24 protein-coding genes are annotated in these 25,880 nt (G+C 42.6%); 23 read left to right on the forward strand and 1 reads right to left on the reverse strand.

The features are described from left to right. Positions 1-50 precede the first annotated feature (50 nt). On the forward strand, positions 51-815 hold the full coding sequence (pflA, locus tag LI288_RS09855; RefSeq protein ID WP_022431357.1) for a pyruvate formate-lyase-activating protein: 765 nt from the start codon (positions 51-53) through the stop codon (positions 813-815). Positions 816-948: 133 nt separating this feature from the next. Here the strand turns inward: pflA and LI288_RS09860 are convergent, their stop codons facing one another. After that, positions 949-1,314 carry a metal-dependent transcriptional regulator gene (locus tag LI288_RS09860; protein WP_022431356.1) on the reverse strand — a complete coding sequence of 122 codons (366 nt, stop codon included), beginning with the start codon at positions 1,312-1,314 and terminating at the stop codon, positions 949-951. A 143-nt stretch (positions 1,315-1,457) separates the two neighbouring features. Here LI288_RS09860 and add point away from each other — a divergent pair, with 143 nt between their 5' ends. The 22 genes from add to LI288_RS09975 all read left to right on the forward strand — a co-directional run bounded on the left by add (position 1,458) and on the right by LI288_RS09975 (position 25,805). Next, a complete protein-coding gene (gene add, locus LI288_RS09865; protein ID WP_022431355.1) occupies positions 1,458-2,468 on the forward strand; it encodes an adenosine deaminase in 1,011 nt (336 codons plus the stop codon). 27 nt (positions 2,469-2,495) lie between these two features. After that, the gene (locus tag LI288_RS09870) at positions 2,496-3,518 is read left to right on the forward strand and encodes an HD-GYP domain-containing protein (protein WP_022431354.1); all 1,023 of its coding nucleotides are present in this window, start codon (positions 2,496-2,498) and stop codon (positions 3,516-3,518) included. Between the two features lie 146 nt (positions 3,519-3,664). Next, complete coding sequence (locus LI288_RS09875) at positions 3,665-5,518, forward strand: hypothetical protein (protein ID WP_022431353.1); 1,854 nt, start codon at positions 3,665-3,667, stop codon at positions 5,516-5,518. 76 nt (positions 5,519-5,594) lie between these two features. Next, positions 5,595-6,812 carry an NlpC/P60 family protein gene (locus tag LI288_RS09880; RefSeq protein WP_227090281.1) on the forward strand — a complete coding sequence of 406 codons (1,218 nt, stop codon included), beginning with the start codon at positions 5,595-5,597 and terminating at the stop codon, positions 6,810-6,812. A gap of 196 nt (positions 6,813-7,008) precedes the next feature. Next, entirely contained in the window at positions 7,009-7,794 is a 786-nt protein-coding gene (locus LI288_RS09885; RefSeq protein ID WP_227090282.1) for a GTP pyrophosphokinase, read from the forward strand. Positions 7,795-7,870: 76 nt separating this feature from the next. Beyond that, entirely contained in the window at positions 7,871-9,526 is a 1,656-nt protein-coding gene (gltX, locus tag LI288_RS09890; protein ID WP_022431350.1) for a glutamate--tRNA ligase, read from the forward strand. Between the two features lie 27 nt (positions 9,527-9,553). Then, the gene (locus LI288_RS09895) at positions 9,554-10,315 is read left to right on the forward strand and encodes a formate/nitrite transporter family protein (RefSeq protein ID WP_022431349.1); all 762 of its coding nucleotides are present in this window, start codon (positions 9,554-9,556) and stop codon (positions 10,313-10,315) included. Continuing rightward, positions 10,315-10,995: a tRNA (N6-threonylcarbamoyladenosine(37)-N6)-methyltransferase TrmO gene (gene tsaA / locus LI288_RS09900; RefSeq protein ID WP_227090283.1), complete on the forward strand. Its 681-nt coding sequence runs from the start codon at positions 10,315-10,317 to the stop codon at positions 10,993-10,995. Before LI288_RS09895 ends, tsaA begins: the two co-directional genes overlap by 1 nt. Positions 10,996-11,020: 25 nt before the next feature. After that, positions 11,021-13,732: a PAS domain-containing hybrid sensor histidine kinase/response regulator gene (locus LI288_RS09905; protein WP_227090284.1), complete on the forward strand. Its 2,712-nt coding sequence runs from the start codon at positions 11,021-11,023 to the stop codon at positions 13,730-13,732. 30 nt (positions 13,733-13,762) lie between these two features. Continuing rightward, on the forward strand, positions 13,763-14,395 hold the full coding sequence (locus LI288_RS09910; protein ID WP_022431345.1) for a hypothetical protein: 633 nt from the start codon (positions 13,763-13,765) through the stop codon (positions 14,393-14,395). A gap of 141 nt (positions 14,396-14,536) precedes the next feature. Further along, positions 14,537-15,913, forward strand: coding sequence for an NAD(P)/FAD-dependent oxidoreductase (locus LI288_RS09915; RefSeq protein WP_022431344.1), 1,377 nt, complete (start codon positions 14,537-14,539; stop codon positions 15,911-15,913). Between the two features lie 13 nt (positions 15,914-15,926). Continuing rightward, a complete protein-coding gene (locus tag LI288_RS09920) occupies positions 15,927-16,799 on the forward strand; it encodes an NUDIX domain-containing protein (protein ID WP_227090285.1) in 873 nt (290 codons plus the stop codon). A 59-nt stretch (positions 16,800-16,858) separates the two neighbouring features. Then, positions 16,859-17,533: a hypothetical protein gene (locus LI288_RS09925; RefSeq protein ID WP_022431342.1), complete on the forward strand. Its 675-nt coding sequence runs from the start codon at positions 16,859-16,861 to the stop codon at positions 17,531-17,533. Between the two features lie 186 nt (positions 17,534-17,719). Further along, positions 17,720-18,154 (forward strand): CidA/LrgA family protein, encoded by a 435-nt coding sequence (locus LI288_RS09930; protein WP_022431341.1) that lies wholly within the window; start codon positions 17,720-17,722, stop codon positions 18,152-18,154. 35 nt (positions 18,155-18,189) lie between these two features. Further along, positions 18,190-18,882, forward strand: a complete 693-nt coding sequence (locus tag LI288_RS09935; RefSeq protein ID WP_022431340.1) for an LrgB family protein — start codon at positions 18,190-18,192, stop codon at positions 18,880-18,882. 56 nt (positions 18,883-18,938) lie between these two features. Beyond that, positions 18,939-19,505 (forward strand): AAA family ATPase, encoded by a 567-nt coding sequence (locus LI288_RS09940; RefSeq protein ID WP_022431339.1) that lies wholly within the window; start codon positions 18,939-18,941, stop codon positions 19,503-19,505. Between the two features lie 203 nt (positions 19,506-19,708). Next, positions 19,709-20,965, forward strand: coding sequence for a thiamine phosphate synthase (gene thiE, locus LI288_RS14450; protein ID WP_320055237.1), 1,257 nt, complete (start codon positions 19,709-19,711; stop codon positions 20,963-20,965). A 162-nt stretch (positions 20,966-21,127) separates the two neighbouring features. Further along, complete coding sequence (mnmA, locus tag LI288_RS09955; RefSeq protein ID WP_022431337.1) at positions 21,128-22,216, forward strand: tRNA 2-thiouridine(34) synthase MnmA; 1,089 nt, start codon at positions 21,128-21,130, stop codon at positions 22,214-22,216. A gap of 16 nt (positions 22,217-22,232) precedes the next feature. Continuing rightward, positions 22,233-22,667 carry an RrF2 family transcriptional regulator gene (locus LI288_RS09960; RefSeq protein ID WP_022431336.1) on the forward strand — a complete coding sequence of 145 codons (435 nt, stop codon included), beginning with the start codon at positions 22,233-22,235 and terminating at the stop codon, positions 22,665-22,667. 148 nt (positions 22,668-22,815) lie between these two features. Further along, positions 22,816-24,006, forward strand: a complete 1,191-nt coding sequence (gene nifS / locus LI288_RS09965) for a cysteine desulfurase NifS (protein ID WP_022431335.1) — start codon at positions 22,816-22,818, stop codon at positions 24,004-24,006. Between the two features lie 28 nt (positions 24,007-24,034). Beyond that, entirely contained in the window at positions 24,035-24,478 is a 444-nt protein-coding gene (gene nifU / locus LI288_RS09970) for a Fe-S cluster assembly scaffold protein NifU (protein ID WP_022431334.1), read from the forward strand. A 199-nt stretch (positions 24,479-24,677) separates the two neighbouring features. Further along, a complete protein-coding gene (locus LI288_RS09975) occupies positions 24,678-25,805 on the forward strand; it encodes an exonuclease SbcCD subunit D (RefSeq protein ID WP_227090287.1) in 1,128 nt (375 codons plus the stop codon). The last annotated feature ends 75 nt before the right edge of the window (positions 25,806-25,880 follow it).

Consider the following 25,880-nt stretch of genomic DNA (forward strand, 5'->3'; position numbering starts at 1 on the left):
TAAGAGAGACTAATGGATAAGAGATAGAAAACAAGAAAGGAAATTAAAAAATGGAATATACACAGGAAATTAAAGGGAAAATACATTCTGTAGAGAGCTTCGGCTCGGTAGACGGACCGGGTGTGCGCTATATTGTATTTTTACAGGGTTGCCACATGCGCTGTAAATACTGCCACAACCCGGAAACATGGGCAATGGAAGGCGGAGAAGAACTGACGGCAAAGGAAGTTTTTGACAAAGCATACCGTTACCGCAACTACTGGAAAAAGAACGGCGGTATTACAGTCAGTGGCGGAGAAGCACTGTTACAGATTGATTTTGTGATTGCGCTGTTTAAGCTGGCAAAGGAAAAGGGCGTGCATACGACACTGGATACGTCCGGCAATCCTTTTACAAGAGAAGAACCGTTCTTTAGCAAATTTAATGAACTCATGAAGGTGACAGACCTTTTTATGCTCGATATTAAGCAGATTGATGATGAAAAACACAAGAAACTGACGGGTTGGACAAACAGCAATATCTTAGATCTGGCACAGTATTTATCAGACAACGGAAAGGCAATGTGGATTCGTCATGTATTAGTACCGGGAATTACAACAGATGATGCAGATTTAGAAAAGTTAAGAGATTTTGTCGGCTCGTTAAAGACGGTAGAACGTTTTGAAATCCTGCCATATCATACACTGGGTGTATTTAAGTGGGAAAACTTAGGAATTCCATACGAACTTGGCGATGTAATGCCGCCGACAAAAGAGGAGATTGCACATGCCGAAGAAATCCTGCATACTGCCGATTACAAGGATTACGCAAAATAAAATGCAGGATAAATGCAGGCTGGATAAAAATAGATAGAATAAAAAGCATAAAAAAGACAGGCATATATGTCAAGAGCATTTCGGTTTCTGACATGTATGCCTGTTTTGTTATTTGTAATAAAAAATTAAAAGTCTAATGCTGGTTGACATGCTTTTTAATCGCTTCAAAGCTTTCCGGACTGATAACGTGTTCAATCCTGCAGGCATCATCTTCCGCAACCTTTGGGTCAACACCCAGTGTTGTCAGCCACGAAGATAATAACTGATGGCGTTCATAAATGGTTTCGGCGATTTTCTGACCGGATTCTGTCAGGTAAATGTAGCCTTCTTTTGTGACCGTGATGTGATTCGCCTCTCTTAAATTTTTCATTGCAATGCTGACGCTGGATTTTTTAAAGTCCAGTTCATTTGCAATATCAACAGCACGTACAACAGGACGTTCCTTGCTGAGCATTAAAATAGTTTCAAGATAATTTTCCGCAGATTCATGTATTGCCATAATAATTTCTCCATTTAAAAGCCGATTAATTTGATGTTATTAGTATATCATAAAAACAACAAATAGGCAAATTTATAATGATATTTACAATTTTATGGGCGGAAGGAATTGTTTTTATGATAAAAAAATGGTAAATTATAAAGATGAATATACAAAATTTAAACTGTTTAATAGATTTGCATCTGCATTTAGACGGCTCTCTGCCATTGCATACGGTAAAGGAACTGGCAGAGCAGCAAGGAATCACACTGCAGATGACAGACGGGGAATTAAAGAAAAAACTCTCCGTGCCTGCAGGCTGCCGGGATTTGAATGAGTATCTGACAAAGTTTGAATTTCCGCTGACTCTGATGCAGACACCGGAGGCACTTGAAAAATGTATGCACGATCTGCTGACTGAATTAGAAGGGCAGGGTGTGCAGTATTGTGAGGTCCGTTTCGCACCACAGCTTCATACACAGAAAGGGATGAGTCAGAATGAAGTGATTGAAGCAGTGAAAGCGGGGCTTTACAGTGTGGCAGGTGTGAAGCCGGAGAGTATTCACGCGGGTATTATTTTATGCTGTATGCGTGGCAGTGACAATGGACAGCAAAATAAAATTACGGTTGAAGAAGCTGCAAGACATCTGGGAAGCGGTGTGTGTGCAGTAGACCTTGCCGGAGCGGAGGCATTGTATCCGACAGAGCAGTATGCGGATTTATTTGCCTATGCAAAGCAGTTACGCATACCGGTTACGATTCATGCAGGTGAGGCAGCAGGTACAGAGAGTATCCGTGCAGCAGTGGCAATGGGTGCTGCGCGTATCGGACACGGAATTCGTGCCGCATATGATGCGGAAACGATGGAACTGTTAAAAGAACATCACATTACACTGGAATTATGTCCGACCAGTAACTTAAATACGAAAGTTGTCGATTCCATTGGACAGTATCCCATCCGTCAGTTAATGGATGCCGGAGTGGCAGTGACAATTAACACCGATAATATGACGGTATCGGATACCTGCATACAGCACGAATATCAGCTGCTTGCAGATACATTTGCATTTGGGGATACGCAGATAAAAGAATTTCTGTACCATGCGGCAGAAGCATCATTTACAACAGAGGATATAAAACAGCTGCTAAAGGCGCGGATTACATATACGTTTTAAAAGATACAAGGGGGAAGTTTATAGTTTATGCGTTATGTTGCGATAGAAAAGGCAAAGGATAACATGGTACTGGCAATGCCCATATATGACAGTATTAACAGAGTACTGCTGGCAACAGGTACCATTATGACCAGGGATTATATCAGAAAATTAAAAGCGCGGGGACTGCCGGGTTTTTATGTGGAAGATGAACTGGCAAAAGACATTGAAGTACAGGATATCGTTACACAGGAACTGCGCAATGAAGGGGTAGAAGCCTTGCAGCGTGGTGATCTGGATGCCTGCATGAAAGTTGCGGAACGGATTGTGGAACAGATTCTGTCACGGCCGCCAATCCGTCTGGATATGATTGATTTAAGAATGTTTGATGATTATACGTACCGTCATTCTGTCAATGTGGCGGTCATGAGTACAGTCATTGCGCTCAATTTAGGGTTTAATAAGAAAAAATTAAAAGAGGTCAGTATTTCCGCCATGCTGCATGATATTGGTAAACTGATGTTAAATCCGGAAATTTTAAATAAGCCCGGACCGTTAACGGAGAGTGAGTACGAACATATCAGGCAGCATCCGCAGATAGCTTTTGATTTTCTGCGGCAGCGCATGGATATTAGTTCAACAATCCGTGCTGGGATTCTGTCCCATCATGAAAATGAAGACGGCAGCGGGTATCCGAATGGATTCGTAGGTGATGATATTTACATTTATGCAAAAATCATTCACGTAGCGGATGTGTTTGATGCACTGACATCCAAAAGACCGTATAAAGTACCTTATGCACGTTCGGAAGCAGTTGAGTATCTGATGGGCGGATGCGGCAGATTTTTTGACAGAGATGTGGTAGAGGCGTTTATTCAGTCTGTGGCAATCTATCCGTCCGGGACGGAAGTGATGCTCTCAGACGGCAGAGAAGGCATTGTGGCGGCAAATAAATGGAATCCGCTGCGGCCGTTAATCAGGCTGTGGGATGGGGAAGAAATAGACCTAAATGATTCGTGTAATTATCGTGATCTGACAATTGTTCCGGAAACCGATGCGATTTTGGTGTAAAATATTCGTTATAAATAAACGGGGGCGTGTAACTTGACGTTGTGCTTTGTGTCGCAGGCACCATAAAGCCGCTTTTTATCGCAGAACTGAATAAATTCGGTTTGCGACTCCTCCGGTATTAAAATGCCTGTGGAATGGGGATTAGTATGGATAATAAGAAAATAAACCCGCTGTTTACCAAAGAAAATGTTGAAAAAATTGTTGTACCTGATATTGTGAAAGTAGATTTGCTGAGTATTCTGGAAGAAAAGTTACAAAAGGCGGGGTTTTATTACAGAGTGGCATATCGTGTTAAAGCGGTAGATTCGATGGTCAACAAGCTGATATTTAAGGATTACCGGCGGAAAGGCACGGAAAACGAAGATAAGAAAATGCAGGATTTAATCGGAATCCGGATTATGCTGTATTTCAGTGATGATCTGGAAATCTGTATGAGGCTGCTGGATACGCTGTTTGTCGAGCCCGGCAAGTGGGAAACCACGGAAAACAATGAATATGAGTTTAAGGCAATGAAGGTCAACGGAATTTTTAAGCTGCCGGCATATTTAAGCAAGACGATTGTCAATCCGTCACTGGCAGATTATGTTGACAGTACTTTTGAAGTACAGGTCAGAACCAACTCCTTTGAAGGGTGGCACGAGATTGAACATGATCTGCGCTATAAAGGTTCGGCATTCGGTATCGGTAATGAAGCGCTGGCACGCAAGATGAACAGTATTCTGGCAACACTGGAGCTGTGCGATGATTCTATTGTACAGCTGCTAGAGGATCTGGGACACCAGCACTATAAGGATAAGCTGTGGTGCGACATGATACGATGCCATTACAGGCTGAAACTGGACAATACGCCGATGTATCCTGAAATTGAAGAAATTTTAAACAGAGATACGGAGCTTGCAAAGCAGTTTTACCGTTTTGACCGCGGAAAAACAATTGCACAGCTTTGGAATAATACATCGGATAAGGGTGTGCAGTTAAATGTTAATAATATTATCCGTATTGTCAATCAGATCGGCCCGAATGATGAGCGGTTGAAGGAAGTTTTTGCAAAGCGCGACAGGGCAGCTCATCAGGAAACGGAAAACAGCGGCAGGCGCAAGCGTTTTGAACCGTTTAAGACACTGGGAAGATATAAAGTTTTTCAGGCACAGACATACATAGAAACGGCTAATTTAAAGACAGAAGACGCGTTCCGCAAGGCGGCAGGATACATTTATTCATGGGTAAAGTCCCGCTTTAATGAGGTCTTTTCTGATATACCGGAGCAGGTTGCCGGTTACAGCGGCAGTACGCCGGGATACAGTGTGCTGGTTGACTATGATGAGGAAAAATGCTATTTTAAAGAATATACCACGCATTTTGATACCAGAATATCTTCCCGTATCTGGATTTCAGAGGCGGTTGTCAAAAAAGACGAAAAAGGACTGCTTTTTACGGTGCTGAATGAATATGCAGAGCCAAAGGAACGGTACCGGGATAATGAAAATATTTTATTTTCCAGACCGAATTTTTATGGTGAAATTGCGGACAATATCGGAATCTGTGATGTGGTACGGCTCCGCGAGAGTGTTCATCATGTTGATACGGAAAATGCGGCGGAAATGGACAGCCTGATTGCCAATCCGGACAGAAAGTTTCCGGTGATTGTCTTTATGGCAGCAGACAAGGAATGGACGGAAAAATTTGACGTGGATTATTTTTCTTATCTGGTTGGCTATTATGCGCACATTATGTTTGTAGAGAAAGCGGAATCAGAAGCTTTTGCTCATAAATACGGACTTCATGCGGGATATGAAGATTCAATTACGGTATTTTATCCGGGCGAAGCACCGCAGACCAGCTACAAATCCGATATTCTGGAAACGCGCTTTGAAGTTATCAAGTTGGAACAGAAAAAATACTGGAACGAATTCGGGTGTCGCGCGTACAGACGCCAGCTCGTATCCCAGATTCGTGAAAAGAATGTGGCTTATGGGGCTGGGAAGGAAACAAAACAGTAAAACAGACATAAAAATAAAAATCCTCCCATACGTTAAAACAGATGAAACGCTGTCAGACGCATGGGAGGATTTTTTTATGGCAGATTGTAAAAATGAGCAGATGGGTATAGTGCAGATTGCAGATAAACAGGGTACAGATGAACGAATAAACATGTCAATAACAGATGTGATGTACTGGCTTGACAAAATGCAGGAAAAAGACCGGCTGATTTACACGAAGGAAGAAATAGAGCGGTTAAATCGGCAGATTTATTGCAGGTGTCTTGAAACGGGAGATATGTTTGATATTAAAGAAATAGTAAAAGAATATTCACCCGCGGTTTGGCCGGGAATCTGTATCAGCCGTGCAGATGTAAAAAAGAAGCTGGGTGCATGGCAGGAAAGTCCGTGTGATTGGACAGAAAAAGATGGGGACAATCAAATTACGGTGTTATTGCCCAATGAGCCGGTAGTGATTGTGCGCGAAAGCTTGTGTAAAGAATGGTACTATTTGTATGCACGTAATGCCGCAGGCTGGGTACGCAAAGACTGTATTGCGGATTGCGGTGGCAGTGACTGTGACATACAGCAAAGAAATGGACGACAACCGGATTTTTATGTGATTACGGCAAGCCGCTGGAGGACAGAGTGTAATCCAAAAGATAAGTGTGTATCACAGATACCGCTTTATATGGGAACAATATTGAAAAAATGTAATGAAAAAGAATTTGCGGGAATTCCCTATAATGGAAATATTGCCGCATTATTTCCGGTAAAAAATCAAAACGGTCAGTATGAAGAAAGAGCGATACAGCTGACACAGGCGGCGGGAGCGGTTTGTGGCTTTTTACCGTGCACGGCAGAAAATATTCTGAAACTGGCTTTTTCAATGCTGGGTGAAGTCTATGGCTGGGGCGGCAGTCTGGACTCGAGGGATTGCTCCATGATGGTACACGATATTTTTGCGTGCTTTGGTATCTGCCTGCCCAAAGACACAACGGGACTGCAAAGTCTTACGGGGATGGATATTTTTATGGATTTGACATCGTATTCCAAAGAAGAAAAAGAGCAGATTCTGACCCGTCTGCGTCCGGGTGCGGTACTGGGCTTTCCTGGACATGTCATGATTTATCTGGGAAAGACAGGACAGGATTATTATGTTATCAGCCAGACCGGGCATTTTTATCAAAAGACGGATACCGGATTTGAAAAAGTGACTGTTAATTCCTGTGTTGTCAATTCTTTATCAGTGTATCGGAAAAATGAAAAAACATGGCTGAATTCGCTGACATATTGCCTGTTATATGATTTTTAGCATGAAAATATTTTAATGAGTATTGACACATTTTTAACCGGACGGTATAACTGCGTAAAGCATGTATCAGGTATATAAAGTGTATTTGTCAATTATTTGTTTAAAAGTTTTATCAATATTAACCCCCTTTTAATAGTATTTTATACCCCCCGGTGTTATACTTACCATATAAACTACATACAAAGCGGTGAAGGATATGGAAAAAGAAGTACAGACAGATGTTACAAAAAACATAGAAAATATAGAAACACAGCGGATAGAGCCGACCCAGCTTGAGGTGGTGCAAAACGATGCACTGACTATAGAAGAAATCGAAACCGGTCTGGTCTATAACGGTAGTATGGTGCGCGTGGCAGATATTTCGGAAGAATTCCGGAAAGTCATCGAGCCGATTTTAAGAATGTACAATGCGGCAATGAATGTGACAACGGCGCGGATTGAAATTATCAAAGATGAGTCGCGCTATAAAAATGTGCGCTGTCCGGTGCATCATATTGATACCCGTTTGAAATCTGCGGGCAGTATTCTGGGAAAATTACAGAAGAAAAATCTGGATTTGACGATTGGTGCGGCGTGCAATAACATTTACGACATCGCGGGTGTAAGAATTGTCTGTCCGTATATTAAAGATGTATATTTTATACGTGACAGAATTCTGGCGCAGGACGACATTGAAGTTATGAAAGTCAAAGATTATATCGAACATCCGAAGGAAAACGGCTACCGCAGTTATCATCTCATTATCCGTGTGCCGGTCTTTTTTATGAATAAAAAGCAGATGGTTCCGGTTGAGATTCAGATTCGGACAATGGCTATGGATTTGTGGGCAAGCTTAGAACATGATATCAGCTATAAAGCGATTAACAGCAAAGGCGAATATCAGGGGGATTATTCGGAATTCAGAGAGGAATTAACCGAATGTAGCCGTCTGATTTACGAAGCAGAAGAAAAGATGGAGAGAATGAACAGTATGCTGGAATAAACTTGATTTTTTACATTAAATGCAATAAACTATATAAGTGTGAAAAAAGATGTATTTTAGCATAATGGAGGAAAAAATGGATAATCAAAAACTTGCTGAATTATTATTTCCCGATGTAACCAAAACACCGGAATACTATGAGGAGAAGTACCCTTATAGAAAACTGCCAAATAAAGCGGAGGTAACAAGACTCGCACCGAGTCCGACGGGATTTATTCATCTGGGAAATCTCTATAGTGCATTGACGGATGAACGTCTTGCACATAGAAACGGTGGTAAGTTTTATTTAAGAATTGAAGATACAGATGCCAAAAGAACGGTAGAAGGTGCGGTTGATACCGTTATCAATGTACTGCGTTATTTTAATATTGAATTTGATGAGGGTGCAGGCTACCCAGACGATGACGAGCGCAATGCCTACGGTCCGTATTATCAGACACAGCGTGTAGATATTTATCATGTCTATGCAAAAAGCCTTGTAGAACGAGGACTGGCGTATCCTTGCTTCTGTACGGAAGAGGAACTGGAAGAAGTCAGAAAGCAGCAGGAAGAAGCGAAAGAACTGACCGGTTATTACGGAAAGTATGCAACCTGCCGCAATTTAAGCGATGAAGAAATCGAAGCCAATATCAAAGCCGGAAAGCCGTATGTATTAAGACTTCGTTCACAGGGAAGTCCGGATAAGGAAATTGTATTTGTCGATGAAATTAAGGGCGAAGTAAAGCTTCCTGAAAATATTCACGATATTGTCTTATTAAAGAAAGACGGGATTCCAACCTATCATTTTGCCCATGCGATTGATGACCATTTAATGCGTACAACGGTTGTTGTACGTGGCGGCGAATGGCTTGCATCAGCACCGATTCACTATGAACTGTTCCATGTATTGGGCTTTAAGATGCCAAAGTATGCCCATACGGCACATTTAATGAAGTTTGATGAAGAAACAGGCGGAAAGAGAAAGTTATCCAAGAGAAAAGACCCTGAACTGTCACTTGATTACTACAGAAAAGACGGTTATCATCCGTATACGATGAAGGTTTATCTGATGACACTGCTCAATTCAAACTTTGAAGAATGGCATGAAAAGTTCCCGGACAAGGATATCAACGAATTCCCGTTCTCACTGGATAAGATGAGTACATCCGGCGCATTATTTGATAAGGATAAGTTACATAATATCTGTAAAAATGAGTTATCAAAGCTTTCAGAGGACGAGCTTTATGACTTCTTATATGACTGGGCAGAGGAAAATGAACCGGAAAAGAAGAACATCTGGTTTGCCGATAAGGAAAAAATGCTTGGAATCCTGCGCCTGTACATGGGTATCGGCATGAAACGCAGAAGAAAAGATTTCATGTATGCAAAGCAGATTTTTGAAATGATCGGCTATTTCTTTGATATGGAAGATACACAGGAAAAAGATGAATTCCGCATGGATATGGAAGATGTCAAGACGATTCTGAACGAGTATCTTTCCATGTATAACCATGAAGACGACAATTCCGAATGGTTTAACAAGTTAAAGGCGATTGCGGATAAGCACGGCTACGCTTCCGATATGAAGGCATACAAGGCAAATCCTGAAGCTTTCAAGGGCAATGTATCCGATATTGCGGAGGTAATCCGTATTGCAGTAACCGGAAAAGCCAATACACCGGATTTATGGTCTATCGTTCATGTGATGGGCGAAGCACAGATGCGTGATAAAATTCAGAAAGTTTTAGCGTAAATACGGATAGAAAAAGAGGAAGAAGAAATGTTGACAAAAGATGTGGAAACAATGGCAGGTGCCGCACAAGGAAAGGCAGACATCTGTGAACACTATCCTGTAAAGTTTTTTATCCGTGCAATTATGGCAGGCTTTTTTATTGTCGTTGCAACGATTTTATCCAACGTATCCGCTGCGGTGCTGTATTCAACCTATCCGCAGTTTGGCAAGCTTTTAGGAGCATTTTTGTTCTCAATTGCGATTGTGCTGATTGTTTTTATCGGTGGTGAACTTTTTACCGGCAATAACATGACAATGGCAATGGGCGCATATGCCGGAACCTGTACATGGAAACAGGTTTTAAAGGTGTGGCTGGTCAGCTACATCGGCAATTTTGTGGGTGCGTTTTTTTTAAGCTTTTTATTTGTGAAAAGCGGTGCATCCCATCAGATTTTAGTAGATTATTACAACAGCTTTTTAGCGGCAAAGCTTTCAGCACCGCCGATGCAGCTGTTTTTACGCGGTGTCCTGTGTAATTTCTGCGTGTGTCTTGCAGTCCTTACCGGAACGCGCATGAAGTCGGAAAGCGGCAAGCTCATTGTCATGTTCTGTGTGATTATGGCATTTGTTGTATCCGGTTTTGAACACTGTGTTGCCAATATGGGCACATTTTCAATTGCGTATCTGTTGTTTGGCAGCATCAACCCGGTGTTACTTGCAAAGAGCATGATTTGCGTAACACTGGGCAACATTGTCGGTGGTGCGCTGCTGCTTGCGGCACCGTTAAAGCTGATGAGTGCGGAGAAGTAATGGAACAGATGAAAATAATAGGCTGGGTCCGAACAGATTTCCCGGAAAAATTTGGTGCACCCAGACAAAGCGGACTTGTCCGTGAATTGACAGGAAGAATTGAATTTGCACCGGAATACCGCAATAAAGAGGCATTCCGCGGGCTGGATGAATATTCCCATCTCTGGATTTTGTGGCAGTTTTCGGAAAGCATCCGGGATGACTGGAGTCCGACGGTCAAACCGCCGCGGCTGGGCGGCAACCGGCGCATGGGTGTGTTTGCAACACGCTCGCCGTTTCGCCCAAACCCCATCGGACTTTCCTGTGTCCGGCTGGAGCAGGTCTGTCTGGATGGAAAAGAGGCACCGTACTTAATGGTATCCGGTGTGGATATGATGGATCATACTCCTGTGTATGATATCAAACCGTATCTGGCATATACGGACAGCCATGCAGATGCGGTGTGTGGATTTGCGGATACGGTAATGGATCACGAGTTACAGGTTGTGATTCCAGAGGAACTTAAAGCAGAAGTGCCGCCGGAAAAGTGGGCAGGGCTTATCGGTCTTTTAAAGCAGGATATCCGTCCGGGATATCTTCATGCGCCGGACAGGGTATTCGGGGTGTCTTTTGCAGGAATGAATATAAAATTTACGGTAAATAACAATGTGCTTACAGTCTGCGCCATAGCAAAATTATAGAATGCTATAGAAAAGGAAGGTATCATTGAATAAAACGGTCGTTGTAGAACTTGATCAGAATGGAAAAGAAATTTTTCATACGGCAGGTTATGAAAAGTACTGGATCAGCCGGGTGGGCATGGAAACCGTTTGGCTGAGAAAAGAACGTGTAAAAGAAGTGGTTTCCGTTCAGGAAACCTTTGCCGCCATGGAGTTTTTAGAAAAGCCGGAGAGGGGAATTGTATCGGCAGAAATATCGATACGGATGAAGATGACAGATGAATCCTGCCGCTGGACACGTGTCGGGTATGAAATTATGATGCCGGACAACGGCACGGACAAAAAAGTCGTTGTTACTTTTACCGATGAAGAAAAAGAAAAACAGTCCGAAGCGGAATACGCAGAAGTTATCCGTGAGCGGGACAATCTGATTCTGACTATTTCAGGCGGAATCGCCATTTATGAAATTACAGACAAAATACGGACTGTTTATATTACGGAAGAAACGGCGGCGCTTGCCGGTTATACGAAAAAGGAATTGATGGAGATTATCGGGGAAAATGCGTTGGCATTATGCCATCCCGATGATATTAAAACAACGCAGAATTATTTTAAAACAAGAAGACAACAGGTTCGTGTCATGTCGTATGAGTACCGGATTAAGAATAAAAATGGTATGTATCAGTGGGTCAGTGTACGCGCCCGTTTTGTACAGCAGAAAAATTCGATCCTGCTGTATACGATTATGACCGATATTGATCAGATAAAAAAAGCAGAAGAAGATGCCAGAATGCAGAAAAAGATGTTGGAATTGGCATTGCAGCAGTCAGATTTCCGGTTTTGGGACTATGACATTAAAACACATCGTTTATACCGCTCCTGGGCGGTAACACAGCAGGTTGGTTTTGGCGAATATGAGGAAAATGTACCGGAAGGATTTGTAGAGCTTGGATTGATTCATCCGGATGACTGTGAAGCGTATCTGGAATTTTATCACAATGTACAGCAGGGGAAGAATCAGCGCCTGACATTTCGTGCCATTCATCAGAATGGAGAATGGGGATGGATGGACATTGCTTACCGTGTATTTTTTAATGAACAGGGTGAGCCGGTGCGTGCAATTGGCGTAGGTGGAGATGTATCTAAGCAAAGAGAAAAAGAACAGAAGTATTTAAAAGATTTTGAATTATTCCGTGATGTTAGTATTTATGCAATTCAAAGAGTATTTCTGGATGTTTTTCTTGTAGATATTCCAACCGACAGCATACGGCTTGTGCTGGCACAGGGCGGATATATGAATATGAAAGAAATACAGGGATATGATAAAATTTTAAATCAGAAACTTTGCAGATATGTACGTGATAAAGAAGATGCGGTAAAGAAATTAAGTATTGCACAGATTAAAAAAAATATCGCATTGACAAAGGATCACAAACTTGAATATACGTTTGAACTGCGGAATGAAAAGGGACGGAAGTGCTGGTATAAGTATTATATTTCATATTTTCACGAGAATACGGAAAAATTGCTGGTGCTTGTGAAAGACGTAACAAATACAACCCGCCTTGAAGATGAAAAAAGACTGGAATTAGAGGCAGCATTATTGCAGGCGAAAAAGGCGAATGATGCCAAAAAAGCATTTTTATCGAATATGAGCCATGATATCCGTACCCCGATGAATGTCATTACCAATATGGCAAAAATGGTACTGGAAGAACCGGAAAATAAAACGCAGGTACTAGATTATATGAATAAAATCTGCTCAATGAGTACGTTTTTAATGGGGGTTATCAGTGATATTCTGGATGTGTCCAAAATGGAAAGCGGAAAACTGCAATTAAGGAAAGAACCATATTCGTGTATTGAACTGCACGATGCAGTCTGCGCCATGATGGAACCTCTGTGCCGGGAAAAAAATATTACTTTCTATACGAATCTAAATCCGCAGAATGATATTATTTTTACGGATAAGACAAAGCTAAACCGTATATTTTTCAATCTGCTCGGTAATGCGGTCAAGTTCACGCCGGCGGGCGGAAAGGTTTCGTTTCTGCATAAAAATATTGTGCGTAAAGACGGTTTTCTTGAATGGGATACAGTGATTACCGATACCGGAAGCGGCATGAGTAAAGAATTCCAGCGAAAAATGTATCAGCCGTTTGAACAGGAGAACCAGCTTGTGACAGACAGTCTTGCAGGTGTCGGGCTGGGTCTTGCCATTGTTAAGATGAATACAGAAGCCTTTGGCGGTACAATTGCAGTAGAGAGTGAGCCGGGGAAAGGTACGGCATTTACAATTCATTTAAAAGCACCGTATATGAGCGGGGAAGATTATCATATGCATTATACAGCGGCAAAGCTGCAGACAGACCTTGCGGGAAAGAAAATTTTACTCGTTGAAGATCATAAACTGAACATGGAAATTGCAAAGAAGATTCTGGAAAAGAAACAGATGAAGGTAACATGTGCATATAATGGTGCAGAAGCTGTGGCATTGTTTGAAAAAATGCCGGAGTATACGTTTGATGCAGTGATTATGGATATCCGTATGCCGGTGATGAACGGACTGGAAGCGGCGGCGGCAATCCGTGCCGGTGCAAAAGCAGATGCTAAGACCATACCGATTATTGCGATGTCTGCCAATGCTTTTGCAGAGGATATGGAGAAGAGCCGGCGGGCGGGCATGAACCGCCACGTTGCCAAACCGGTAGAACCGGAGAGGCTGTTTGGTGTGCTTTCTGAAATTTTTTCGGACTAATATAAGATTAAAGTGCAGGAGAGTGAGGCTATGGCAGGAATTTTTGAAGATATTCAGTTTCAAAAGACGGATTTAAATACTGTAAAAGAATTAAAAGAAGACTGCTGGAGAAAAGCGCAGGGTGAGGATTTAGAGGCATTTCTGGGATTTTACTTAAAAAAGAAACCCGCACGCAGCTGGCAGATTGCAGCCTGGGCGGCACTGTTTGTATTTTTAATATCTTCCGGTGAACTGGGGTTTGAACGGCTTTGCAAAAATGATCCGTCTTACAATCCGGTGCCGATGACAATCGGTGTCATTGCAGGGGGACTGCTGTATCTGTTTTTTGCATGTATGCGCCAGATTCAAAGCCGCAGAGAGCTGTTACGGATAAAGAGCAGCGTTTATGTGACAGATGCCATTGCCTACGGCGGTGGCGGAAATGTACAGGTGATGGTCAATCACAAGCGGATTGCGTTTGATATGTATGCGTTTGACGAAACTGTAAGCCCGACAGAACAGGTGCATAAACCCGACGGAACATATGAAGGGTTCCGGGTATTATTATATGCAGTCATACAGGACAATTCCTGTAGGATGAAAGCGGTGCTTGGAAGTGCAGGCGTGCGTTACTATGCATCACAGTGCAGGAAATTTGAAAAAAGGAGCGGACAGGTAGTGTGAAAAATCACACTGATGTGCTGATTTTTCGCTCAGCGATTTGTTTCTGAGCAAAAACAAATCGCTATGATGGCAGATGAGAAATCGCCTGCGCGAATTTCTCATTGCCGCTTCGCGACAAGTTGCTCGGAAATGAGGATTATTATGAAAAGATATGATGTGATTATAGTAGGTGCGGGACCGGGCGGTATATTTTCCGCATATGAACTGACAAAAAAAGACAGTGACCTAAAAATCGCCGTATTTGAAACGGGAACGTCCCTTGAAAAGAGAAAATGTCCGATTGATGGCAAAAAGGTAAAAAGCTGTGTGGGCTGTAAAACGTGTGCGATTATGAACGGTTTCGGCGGTGCAGGCGCATTTTCAGACGGAAAGTACAATATTACCAACCAGTTCGGCGGCAATCTGTATGAATATATCGGCAAGCAGGAAGCACTGGATTTAATGCATTATGTCGATGAAATCAATCTTTCACACGGCGGAGAGGGTACGGCATTGTATTCTACGGCAAATACCGAGATTAAAAAGCTGTGCCTCACCAACGGACTGCATTTGCTGGATGCTTCCGTGCGGCATCTGGGAACAGATATTAATTATGTGGTACTGGAAAATCTGTATCAGGAATTAAAAGAAAAGGTAGACTTTTACTTTGAATCACCGGTACAGACCGTGGAAAAAAGCGATAACGGCTATATTGTCCATGTAAAAGATGAAAGCTTTTACTGCGACAAATGTATCATTTCGGCAGGACGAAGCGGAAGTAAGTGGATGGAAGGGGTCTGTGCACAGCTTGAAATTCCGACAAAATCTAACCGCGTGGACATCGGTGTGCGCGTGGAACTTCCGGCAGAGGTTTTTGCACATCTGACAGATGAACTTTACGAGAGCAAGATTGTATACCGTACCAAGGGCTTTGAAGATTTAGTCCGTACTTTCTGCATGAATCCGAAGGGTGTGGTTGTAAATGAAAACACCAACGGCATTGTAACAGTCAACGGACACAGCTATGAAGATGAAAATAAGCATACGGAAAATACGAATTTTGCCCTGCTGGTTGCAAAGCATTTTTCAGAACCGTTTAAAGACAGCAACGGATACGGCGAAAGCATTGCAAGACTGTCAAATATGCTTGGCGGCGGCGTTATCGTTCAGCGTTTCGGGGATTTAATCCGCGGCAGACGAAGCAATAAAGCACGAATCGAAGAAAACTTTGTAACACCGACATTGTCAGCGACACCGGGCGATTTAAGCCTTGTTATGCCAAAACGTATCTTAGACGGCATTATTGAAATGATTTACGCATTGGATAAGATTGCGCCGGGTACGGCAAACGATGATACCCTGCTCTATGGTGTGGAAGTCAAATTCTACAATATGCAGGTTGAGATTGACAATAATCTGGAAACAAGAAATAAAGGGCTTTACATTATCGGGGATTGCAGCGGTGTAACCCATTCGCTTTCACATGCTTCTGCAAGCGGGGTTTATGTAGCCAGACATATTTTAAATCAGCTAAACTGAAAGGAAAAATACTGTGGACGATGAATTGATAACGGTAACGGTAGACAGACCGATAGGAAGTTCCCATCCGGACTATCCCTCGCTGGTTTATCCGGTAAATTATGGGTATATCGAAGGTGTTCTGACCCCGGGCGGGGAAGAACAGGATGCCTATATCATAGGTGTGGATATACCTGTTGATAAATTTACAGGCAGAAAAATTGCCATTATACACAGAAAAGATGATGTTGGGGATAAATGGGTGGTTGCACCGGAAAATATGCCGTATACCAAGCAGCAGATTGAGGAAATGGTGTATTTTCAGGAGCAGTATTATGACAGCTTTGTTCAAATGCTCAATGAAGAAATGTGGGACGCCTGCGATGCATGGGAAAACAAATTAGGCTATAAAGTGCCGCGCAGCATGGCAAAATCTCTTGCAGACGGTGTATTTCATGTGGTTGTCATGATTTATACCGTGACAACAGACGGCAGGGTGCTTGTTACACAGCGTTCCCAGAATAAGACTAATCCGTTAAAATGGGAAGTGACCGGCGGCTCGATTCTTGCGGGAGAAATGCCACAGGAGGGGGCAGTGCGTGAACTTTCAGAGGAAACCGGAATTACGGCTCAGACATCAGATTTGGTGCAGTTGTATGAATATGCAGATTACAGAAGACATTCGATTTATCACAGCTATGTGTATGTTACACAGCCGGATACAAAAGTGACTTTACAGGAAGGCGAAACAATGAATTATAGGTGGCTTTCTTATAAAGAATTTGTTGAACTGGTGGAATCCGACCGTTTTGTGCCGTCAGAACAGGAGCGCTTCTGCACGAACCGGGCAATCATTGAAAAGAAGCTGATGTCAATTAAAGAGTTTAAAGAAATGTCCGATATATAAAACAGCAGTTAAAGTACATGGAGGTCACCTGCAATATAATTATTGAAAGGTAGATAAAAATGAGAGTTGTAGCGAATTATAGCACGTCCCTGTTTGATTACATCAACAGTGACAAGAATTTAAAAGAGGTACTTTCACAGGGTGCGGATGAGTCTTTATTATCGGAAGGCGCCAAAAAGACGCTTCGGGAAAAGGGAATCAGCTTAAACGGCAGTACCACAAAGGATGCTTCTGTTTATGAAACAGTTCAGGAAACAGCAGAAAGTGTACGTGACAGTGTGATTGCGTTTACCGGTTCAGACGCCGAAAGTCTTTTTACGACAGCCGAAAGCTCAGGCAGTACGGCAAAGATTGTAACAGAAGTGAAGTCATTTGTGGAAAATTATAATGCATTTGCAAGTGCAGTCAAGGAAATGGGCGGTTCAGAGAATACCACCTATTTGGAACAAATGAACGAATTGCTGTCTAAAGACAGCGATGCTTATGAAAAAATCGGTATTACATTTGCAGAAGACGGTACACTGACACTGGATGAAAAGGTACTTGACGGTGCATCCGTACAAGATTTAAAGACTGCATTTTACAAGGACAATGATTTGGAAGAAATTGCCCAGAAGAGTATCCGCGTACAGGCGAATGCGATTTCCGGAAAATATGCCGCGACTGTTTCTAACTATACGGACAGCGGTACATACAGCAATTCCGCACTGAGCAGCTTTTTAAAGAGTATTTAGTATCCTGTATTTAGTGCGTGACACATTTTAAAATCAAAAAAATGCCACATGGGAACAGCTATGGAGAGCTGGTTCTGTGTGGCATTTTTGTGATTGTATTTCTCATGTATTTTGGGTTGCTATTTAGAAAACGTTGGTATATACTTGTACCGAAAAAAGGAAAGAAAATGGAGAATAAGAGGAATTATGAAGTACGTAAGACAGTTTTTAATCATACTTGTCATTTCATTTATCGGTGAATTGTTAAGATATTATATCCCGTTAAAGATTCCGGCAAGCATCTATGGTCTGGTATTATTATTTGCCGCACTGGAGCTGCGCATTATCAAATTGGTATCCATTCGTGAAACAAGCCGCTTTTTAATAGAAATTATGCCGCTGATGTTTGTTCCGGCAGGTGTCGGACTGTTGTCAAGCTGGGGCGTTTTAAAGCCGGTCTGTGTTCCGATTATGGTCATTGTACTGATATCAACCATTATTGTTATGGCAGTATCAGGGAAAGTAACCCAGGGTGTTATCCGTATGGAGAAAAAACATCCGAAAAAGAAAAACGGTGCAGACCATATTTATGTTAAAGATTCCGAAGGCGAAAGGCAGTATATCAGTGAAAATTCTATCTAGATAGCAATCTGAATAAATGGAAATGGAGATAAAAAGTGAAAGAGTTACTTACAAATTCAGTATTTTTCGGAGTGATGGTCAGTATTCTGACCTATGAGCTTGGAATGTTTTTAAAAAGAAAATTGAAACTGGCAATCTTTAATCCGCTGTTAATTTCAATTGCGGCAGTCATTGTCTGCCTGCTGGCATTTAACATTGACTATGACAGCTACAATGCAGGTGCGAAATATATCAGCTATCTTTTAACACCGGCAACGGTTTGTCTGGCGGTGCCGCTTTACGAACAGGTTGAGCTGTTAAAGAAAAATGCAAAAGCGATTTTTGCAGGCATTTTATCCGGTGTGTTGACCAGTATTCTTTGTGTGCTGGCGGGCTGTGTGATTTTCGGTCTGAGCCATGAACAGTATGTAACATTGCTTCCGAAGTCTATTACCACGGCAATCGGCATGGGTGTATCGGAAGAACTCGGCGGTATTGTAACGATTACGGTTGCCGTCATTATTATTACCGGTGTATTTGGCAATATGATGGCAGAATTTGTCTGTAAGGTGTTCCGTATTCAGGAGCCGGTGGCAAAGGGAATCGCAATCGGTTCTGCGGCACATGCGGTGGGTACGGCAAAAGCAATGGAAATGGGTGATATTGAAGGCGCGATGAGCAGTCTGTCCATTGCAGTTGCAGGATTGATGACGGTTGTGGCAGCACCGCTGTTTGCGGAAATACTTTAAAATTTGAAAAAGAAAATTAGAAAAATAAAAATGAAGCAGGAAAAGGAGAAGGTGCAATGATAATTACAGTTGGCAGAGAATGTGGAAGCGGCGGACATGCAATCGGAGAGGCACTTGCGGCACATTATGGAATCCGTTGTTATGACAGACATATTTTGGTGTCAGAGGCAAAAGCCAAAGGCATGTATGATGAACTGGAAAACTTCTTCTCGGAGAAACCGATGGACAGTCTGCTGTATTCTATCGCCATCAATAATATGGAAAAAAGAAATGCAACGGTTTTAAAGCAGTTTCATGAGCTGATTACAGAAAATTCATTTGTTCTGATTGGACGGTGTGGAAACTATATTTACAAAAATGATGAAGATGTGACAACCTTGTTTATTCATTCTGACATGGACAGCAAAATTGAGCGGACGATGCATAAACAGAATATGGACAGAATCAAGGCAAAAGAGCTGATTGAATATGTGGATTCCAAGCGCGAAGCTTTCCACAAGCGATATACAGATGAAACATGGGGCGATGCAAGAAACTACCAGCTGACAGTAAACAGCAGTGTTCTTGGTGTAGAACAGACAGCAGAACAGATTATTGCCTTTATTGATAAGAAGCATAGATAAGAAATACAGGAAATCAAATGCAGATAGACAGGATATCAGTGCAAATAAAAAATAAATGAAAAAACTGGCGTGTCAGAAACAGTGATGTTTTGATGCGGCAGTTCTTTTGCTTCTATGAAAAAAGTGTAAAATTCACCAATTCATATTGAAATAATATGAATTGCTTGTTATAATAAAAACAGAAATGCAAAGTGAGGTCAGGGATGAAAGTAACGAAAGCGGATTTAAGATTATATGCCATTACAGACAGGCAGTGGCTTGGCGGAAAAGACTTTTATATGGTGGTGGAACAGGTTTTAAAAAACGGTGCCACTTTTTTACAGCTACGCGAAAAAAATGCAACCCATGAACAGCGTGTAGAGGAAGCAAAAAAAATCAAACAGATTGCGGCAAAATATCATGTGCCGTTTGTTGTCAATGACGATATCTGGGCGGCAAAGGAAGCCGGTGCGGACGGTGTGCATATCGGACAGAGTGATATGGATTATGAGCAGGCACGTAAGATATTGGGACCGGATAAGATTATCGGCATGACAGCAAAGACGGTAGAGCAGGCGGTTCAGGCTGAAAAGCTGGGCGCAGATTATATTGGTGTCGGTGCGGTTTTTCATACGACCACCAAACAGGATGCCAAGGATATGAGCCGTGAAACGCTTGCCGCGATTACAAAAAGCGTGTCGATTCCGATTGTTGCAATCGGCGGGATTACATATGATAATATGGATAGTCTGAAGGATACAGGTGTTGCTGGTGTGTCCGTGATATCTGCGATTTTTGCAAAGGAAGACGAGGGTGCGGCGGCTGCGGCACTGCGCAAAAAGGCGGATACACTGTTTGGTGCGGCACGCAGCCTTATTTTTGACATGGACGGCACACTGCTAGATTCCATGCCATACTGGCGCAGGCTGGCAAGAGAATATGCCACGAAAAAAGGCGCAGTTCTCCCGCCGGATTTTGATGAAAAGACCTATACCATGGATTTGAATGAATGTTCGGATTATTTTATCAAAGAACTCGGCATTGCAGGAAACCGCGAGAATATGCAGAAAGAGGTGCTTGAAATGATCCGTGAGCATTATAAGAAGGACATACGGATGAAGCCGGGCATGAAAGAACTCATAGAGCGGGAATATCAAAACGGAAGCAGGATGTGTATTTTTACAACATCTGAAAAAGCCTGTGCTAAAGCAGCACTGGAGCGCCTTGGTGTTTTATCCTGTTTTGAAAAGATTTATACGGTATATGATATTGGTGTGAATAAAAGAAATCCGGAGAGCTATTTAAAAATCTGTGAACAGATGAATTTTGTACCGGAGGATACAATAGTATATGAAGATGTGCTTCATGCCGTGGAATCTGCCAAAAAGGCAGGCTGCCGCGTGACAGCGGTGTATGATGCGGATTCAGCACATTTATGGGAAAAGATCAAGCAGCAGGCAGATGAAACAATTTGCTTTTAAAATGCCTGCGGAATGGAGAAAAGTATGAGCAGGCCATAAACGAAAGCATGCTCATACAGCACTTTGTGCCGCAGGCGCCACAAAGCTGCACTTATCGCAGGACTGAATACATTCAGTCCGCGATTCCTCCGGCATTAAAATGCCTGCGGAATGGAGAGGAAAATGAACAAAAAAGTAGTAGTGGGAATGTCAGGGGGCGTGGATTCTTCGGTTGCGGCATATCTGTTAAAACAACAGGGCTATGATGTAATCGGTGTTACCATGCAGATATGGCAGGACGAGCCGCAGTGCGCCATTGAGGAAAACGGCGGCTGCTGTGGGCTTTCTGCAGTTGAAGATGCAAGAAGGGTTGCCGCCCGGCTTGGTATTCCGTATTATGTTATGAATTTTAAAAAAGAATTTCAGGAAAATGTAATTAATTATTTTGTAGATGAATATTTATGCGGACGGACACCGAATCCGTGTATCGCCTGCAACCGCTATGTAAAATGGGAATCCCTGCTGCAAAGAAGCCTGCAGATCGGTGCGGATTATATTGCAACGGGACATTATGCGAGGATTGAGCAGCTTGCAAACGGCAGATATGCAATCCGCAATTCCGTAACGGCAAAAAAAGACCAGACATATGCGCTGTACAACCTGACACAGGAACAGCTCTCAAGGACACTTATGCCGGTCGGAGATTATACAAAGGATGAGATTCGTAAAATTGCCTCAGAAATCGGTATTCAGGTTGCCAATAAGCCTGACAGCATGGAAATCTGTTTTGTGCCGGATAACGATTATGCCGGATTTATCCAGCGGGAAACGGATTATATCCCGAAAGAAGGCAATTTTGTTGATATTCATGGCAATGTCATCGGAAAGCACAAGGGCATTATCCACTATACGGTCGGTCAGCGTAAAGGACTTGGACTGGCAATGGGACATCCGGTATTTGTGACGGAAATCCGGCCGGATACGAATGAAGTTGTTATTGGTGAAAATGCAGATGTATTTGCATCAAAATTGTATGCAAATAAGTTAAATTTCATGGCGGCAGAAGCATTTACAGGTGATGTACGTGCAAAAGCCAAAATCCGCTACAGCCATGCCGGTGCGGACTGTACGGTAAGAATGATAAATGAGGATACACTCGAATGTGTATTTGATGAACCGCAGCGTGCGGTGACACCGGGACAGGCTCTCGTTTTATATGACGGTGAATATGTTCTGGGCGGCGGCACGATTATCGGAAAAGCGGTGGAATAAAGGAGGAAAAACGAATATGAAAATTTCAACAAAGGGAAGATATGCCCTGCGTCTGATGCTGGATCTGGCACTGAATAATACAGGTGAGGCAGTCAGCTTAAAGGATATTGCCAGACGTCAGGATATTTCAGATAAATATTTGGAACAGATTATATCCATACTAAATAAAGCGGGTTATGTAAGAAGTATCCGCGGGGCACAGGGCGGTTATATGCTGCGCCGTCCTCCAAAGGAGTACACGGTGGGCATGATTTTAAGACTGACGGAAGGAACACTTGCACCGGTCAGCTGTGTAGAGGATGATGCCGTGGAATGTGAGCGTGAAGCTTCATGCGTAACCTTTATCGTGTGGAAAAAGATTAATGATGCCATTAATGAGGTTGTTGACAATATTACACTGGAAGATTTGGTGGAATGGTATCACAGCAAAAGTGATGATTATGTTATTTAGTGCTTGACTTTGCAGGGAAATCCTGTATAATACATATAACATACGGGATTACTATGAAATAAAATATAAATCCCGGTTCTGCAGGTACCGGACTTCCGGTGAAACTGCAAAGCGGCTGCTGCCGTATGAAATATAAAGGAGAATGAAAATGAGTCAGTTGATTTATCTTGATAATGCAGCAACAACAGCAGTAAGACCTGAGGTTTTTGAAAAAATGAAACCTTTTTTTATAGAGAATTACAGTAACCCATCCGCAGTATACAGTTTTGCGGGAGATACCAAGGAAGCCGTAGAAAAGGCAAGAGAACAGATTGCTGCCGTTCTTGGTGCAAAGGCAAAGGAAATTTACTTTACAGCAGGCGGAAGTGAATCCGACAACTGGGCAATTAAAGGTATTGCAGAAGCATTACAGGAAAAGGGTAAGCACATTATCACTTCGAAGATTGAACATCACGCAGTGCTGCATACCTGTGAGTATCTGGAAAAGCACGGCTATGAAGTGACTTACTTAGACGTAGATGCAGACGGTGTTGTATCACCGGAAGCAGTGGAAAAAGCAATCCGCCCGGATACCATTTTAATCAGCATTATGACAGCCAACAATGAAATTGGAACAATTGAACCGATTGCCCAAATCGGTGCTGTTGCAAAGAAGCACGGTATTTTATTTCACACCGATGCCGTCCAGGCATTTGCACATATTCCGATGAATGTCGATGAAATGAATATTGATTTATTAAGCGCCAGCGGACACAAGTTTAACGGGCCAAAGGGTGTAGGCTTCCTTTATATCAGAAGCGGCATTAAAATCGGACCGTTTGTACACGGCGGTGCACAGGAGCGTGGAAGACGTGCCGGAACAACGAATGTACCGGGCGTTGTCGGTATGGCAGAAGCAGCCAGACTGGCACAGGAAGAAATGGACAAGCGCATTGAAAAAGAAACTGCTGTCAGAGATTATTTTATTGAACAGATTGAAAAAAGAGTACCATATGCAAAGTTAAACGGACACAGAACAAACCGTCTTCCGAATAACGTTAATTTCTGCTTCCGTTTTATCGAAGGTGAATCCTTACTGATTTTATTAGATCAGAAGGGCATCTGCGGTTCAAGCGGTTCAGCCTGCACATCCGGTTCGCTCGACCCGTCCCATGTGCTTCTTGCAATCGGTCTGCCGCATGAAATTGCACACGGTTCATTAAGACTGACACTTTCAGAAGCAACGACAAAGGACGATGCGGAATTTGTTGTATCCGAGCTTGAAAAGATTGTAGAGCGTTTAAGAAGCATGTCACCGTTATATGAAGATTTTGTAAAAGAAGAAAAGAAAAACGCATAGTAAAATACGGAAAGGAAAGAAGTGAAGTATGTATAGCGAAAAGGTAATGGACCATTTTAATAACCCAAGAAATGTCGGAGAAATCGAAAATGCAAGCGGTGTCGGTACAGTCGGTAATGCAAAGTGCGGCGACATCATGCGTATTTATCTGGATATTGACGAAGATACAAAGATTATCAAGGACTGTAAGTTTAAGACTTTTGGCTGCGGCGCTGCGGTCGCAACCAGCAGTATGGCAACGGAAATGGTAAAGGGTAAGACCATTTATGAAGCCTTACAGGTAACGAACAAAGCAGTTATGGATGCATTAGACGGACTGCCGCCGGTAAAGGTACACTGCTCTTTACTTGCAGAAGAAGCAGTTCATGCGGCACTTTGGGATTATGCCGAAAAGAACCACATCGTTATTGAAGGTCTGGACAAGCCAAAGGCAGATATTCATGAAGGTGAAGAAGACGAGGACGAAGAATAAGATTGTCACATTGGGATTTGACAATGTAAAGGAATAGGAAAGGGTGTCTGTGAAAACGGGCACTCTTTTTTGCATAAGAAGAAAACTGCGTCGTAAGAATGAGATGAAGATACTTGACAAAACATATGTTTGTGTTATACTGATACTAAATTAATTAAATTTATATTTGCAATGAAGTTTTATAAAAATGGGGAGTGACATGAAGTTTATACATATTTCGGATCTGCATCTGGGAAAGCGTGTCAACGAATTTTCAATGCTGGAAGAACAAAAATATATTTTACAGCAGGTGTTGGACACCGTACAGAATGAGGCGGCGGATGCGGTGCTGATTGCCGGGGATATTTATGACAAGCCGGTGCCGCCCGCAGAAGCAGTTGTGCTGTTTGATACATTTCTTACGCGTCTTTCGCAGATGAAAAAGGAAGTTTTTATCATCAGCGGCAATCACGACAGCGCCGAGCGGCTCTCATTTGGAAGCAGTCTGTTTACGGCGGAGGGGATTCATATTGCGCCGGTATTTGAGGGAAACATGGAGAAAGTATCACTTTGGGACGATGCGGGAGAAGTGTGTGTCTATCTGCTTCCATTTATCAAGCCGTCTACGGTGCGACGGTTTTATGAAGAAGATTTAACGGACTATACAAAGACTGTACAGACGGTAATTGAGCATACGCCGGTTGATACGTCTAAAAGAAATGTACTGGTGGCACACCAGTTTGTAACAGGGGCTGGCAGATGTGATTCGGAAGAAGTATCTGTCGGAGGGCTGGATAATGTGGATGCATCGGTGTTTGAACCGTTTGATTATGTGGCACTGGGACATATTCACAATGCACAGCACTGTAGCAGGGAAAGTGTGCGCTACTGCGGGACACTGCTTAAATATTCATTTTCTGAGGTGAATCATATTAAGAGCATTACAGTTGTTGAATTAAAAGAAAAAGGAAAAAATCCACAGATTCACACCGTGCCGGTGACACCGCTTCATGATATGAGGGAAATTAAGGGAAGTTATGAAGAACTGACGTTTAGAAAAAATTATATGAATACGGCAGTCAATGATTATCTGCATATTACACTGACGGATGAGGAAGATATTCCGGATGCCATCAGCAGACTGCGCAGTATCTATCCGAATATTATGCGTCTTGATTATGATAATATAAGAACACGTAACAGTGGCAGCTTAGAGATCGGTGAAGCGGTGGTGCAACGCACACCGCTGGAACTGTTTGAAGATTTTTATGAACAGCAGAACCACAAACCGATGAGTGAAGAACAAAAACAGTTTGTCGGCGGGCTGATAGAATCTATTTGGGAATAAGGAGCAGTGTGAAAAATCACACGGATGTGCTGATTTTTCACACGGATGTTTGCTTCCGGACGAAAGCAAACATCT

Origin of the sequence: Lachnospira pectinoschiza (assembly GCF_020564355.1) — a bacterium.
In the GTDB taxonomy this organism is placed as follows: domain Bacteria; phylum Bacillota; class Clostridia; order Lachnospirales; family Lachnospiraceae; genus Lachnospira; species Lachnospira intestinalis.

Coding starts and splice junctions, on each gene's coding strand:
- pflA (WP_022431357.1), top strand. CDS start 51: ATGGAATATACACAGGAAATTAAAGGGAAAATACATTCTGTAGAGAGC.
- LI288_RS09860 (WP_022431356.1), bottom strand. CDS start 1,314: ATGGCAATACATGAATCTGCGGAAAATTATCTTGAAACTATTTTAATG.
- add (WP_022431355.1), top strand. CDS start 1,458: ATGAATATACAAAATTTAAACTGTTTAATAGATTTGCATCTGCATTTA.
- LI288_RS09870 (WP_022431354.1), top strand. CDS start 2,496: ATGCGTTATGTTGCGATAGAAAAGGCAAAGGATAACATGGTACTGGCA.
- LI288_RS09875 (WP_022431353.1), top strand. CDS start 3,665: ATGGATAATAAGAAAATAAACCCGCTGTTTACCAAAGAAAATGTTGAA.
- LI288_RS09880 (WP_227090281.1), top strand. CDS start 5,595: ATGGCAGATTGTAAAAATGAGCAGATGGGTATAGTGCAGATTGCAGAT.
- LI288_RS09885 (WP_227090282.1), top strand. CDS start 7,009: ATGGAAAAAGAAGTACAGACAGATGTTACAAAAAACATAGAAAATATA.
- gltX (WP_022431350.1), top strand. CDS start 7,871: ATGGATAATCAAAAACTTGCTGAATTATTATTTCCCGATGTAACCAAA.
- LI288_RS09895 (WP_022431349.1), top strand. CDS start 9,554: ATGTTGACAAAAGATGTGGAAACAATGGCAGGTGCCGCACAAGGAAAG.
- tsaA (WP_227090283.1), top strand. CDS start 10,315: ATGGAACAGATGAAAATAATAGGCTGGGTCCGAACAGATTTCCCGGAA.
- LI288_RS09910 (WP_022431345.1), top strand. CDS start 13,763: ATGGCAGGAATTTTTGAAGATATTCAGTTTCAAAAGACGGATTTAAAT.
- LI288_RS09915 (WP_022431344.1), top strand. CDS start 14,537: ATGAAAAGATATGATGTGATTATAGTAGGTGCGGGACCGGGCGGTATA.
- LI288_RS09925 (WP_022431342.1), top strand. CDS start 16,859: ATGAGAGTTGTAGCGAATTATAGCACGTCCCTGTTTGATTACATCAAC.
- LI288_RS09930 (WP_022431341.1), top strand. CDS start 17,720: ATGAAGTACGTAAGACAGTTTTTAATCATACTTGTCATTTCATTTATC.
- LI288_RS09940 (WP_022431339.1), top strand. CDS start 18,939: ATGATAATTACAGTTGGCAGAGAATGTGGAAGCGGCGGACATGCAATC.
- thiE (WP_320055237.1), top strand. CDS start 19,709: ATGAAAGTAACGAAAGCGGATTTAAGATTATATGCCATTACAGACAGG.
- mnmA (WP_022431337.1), top strand. CDS start 21,128: ATGAACAAAAAAGTAGTAGTGGGAATGTCAGGGGGCGTGGATTCTTCG.
- LI288_RS09960 (WP_022431336.1), top strand. CDS start 22,233: ATGAAAATTTCAACAAAGGGAAGATATGCCCTGCGTCTGATGCTGGAT.
- nifS (WP_022431335.1), top strand. CDS start 22,816: ATGAGTCAGTTGATTTATCTTGATAATGCAGCAACAACAGCAGTAAGA.
- nifU (WP_022431334.1), top strand. CDS start 24,035: ATGTATAGCGAAAAGGTAATGGACCATTTTAATAACCCAAGAAATGTC.
- LI288_RS09975 (WP_227090287.1), top strand. CDS start 24,678: ATGAAGTTTATACATATTTCGGATCTGCATCTGGGAAAGCGTGTCAAC.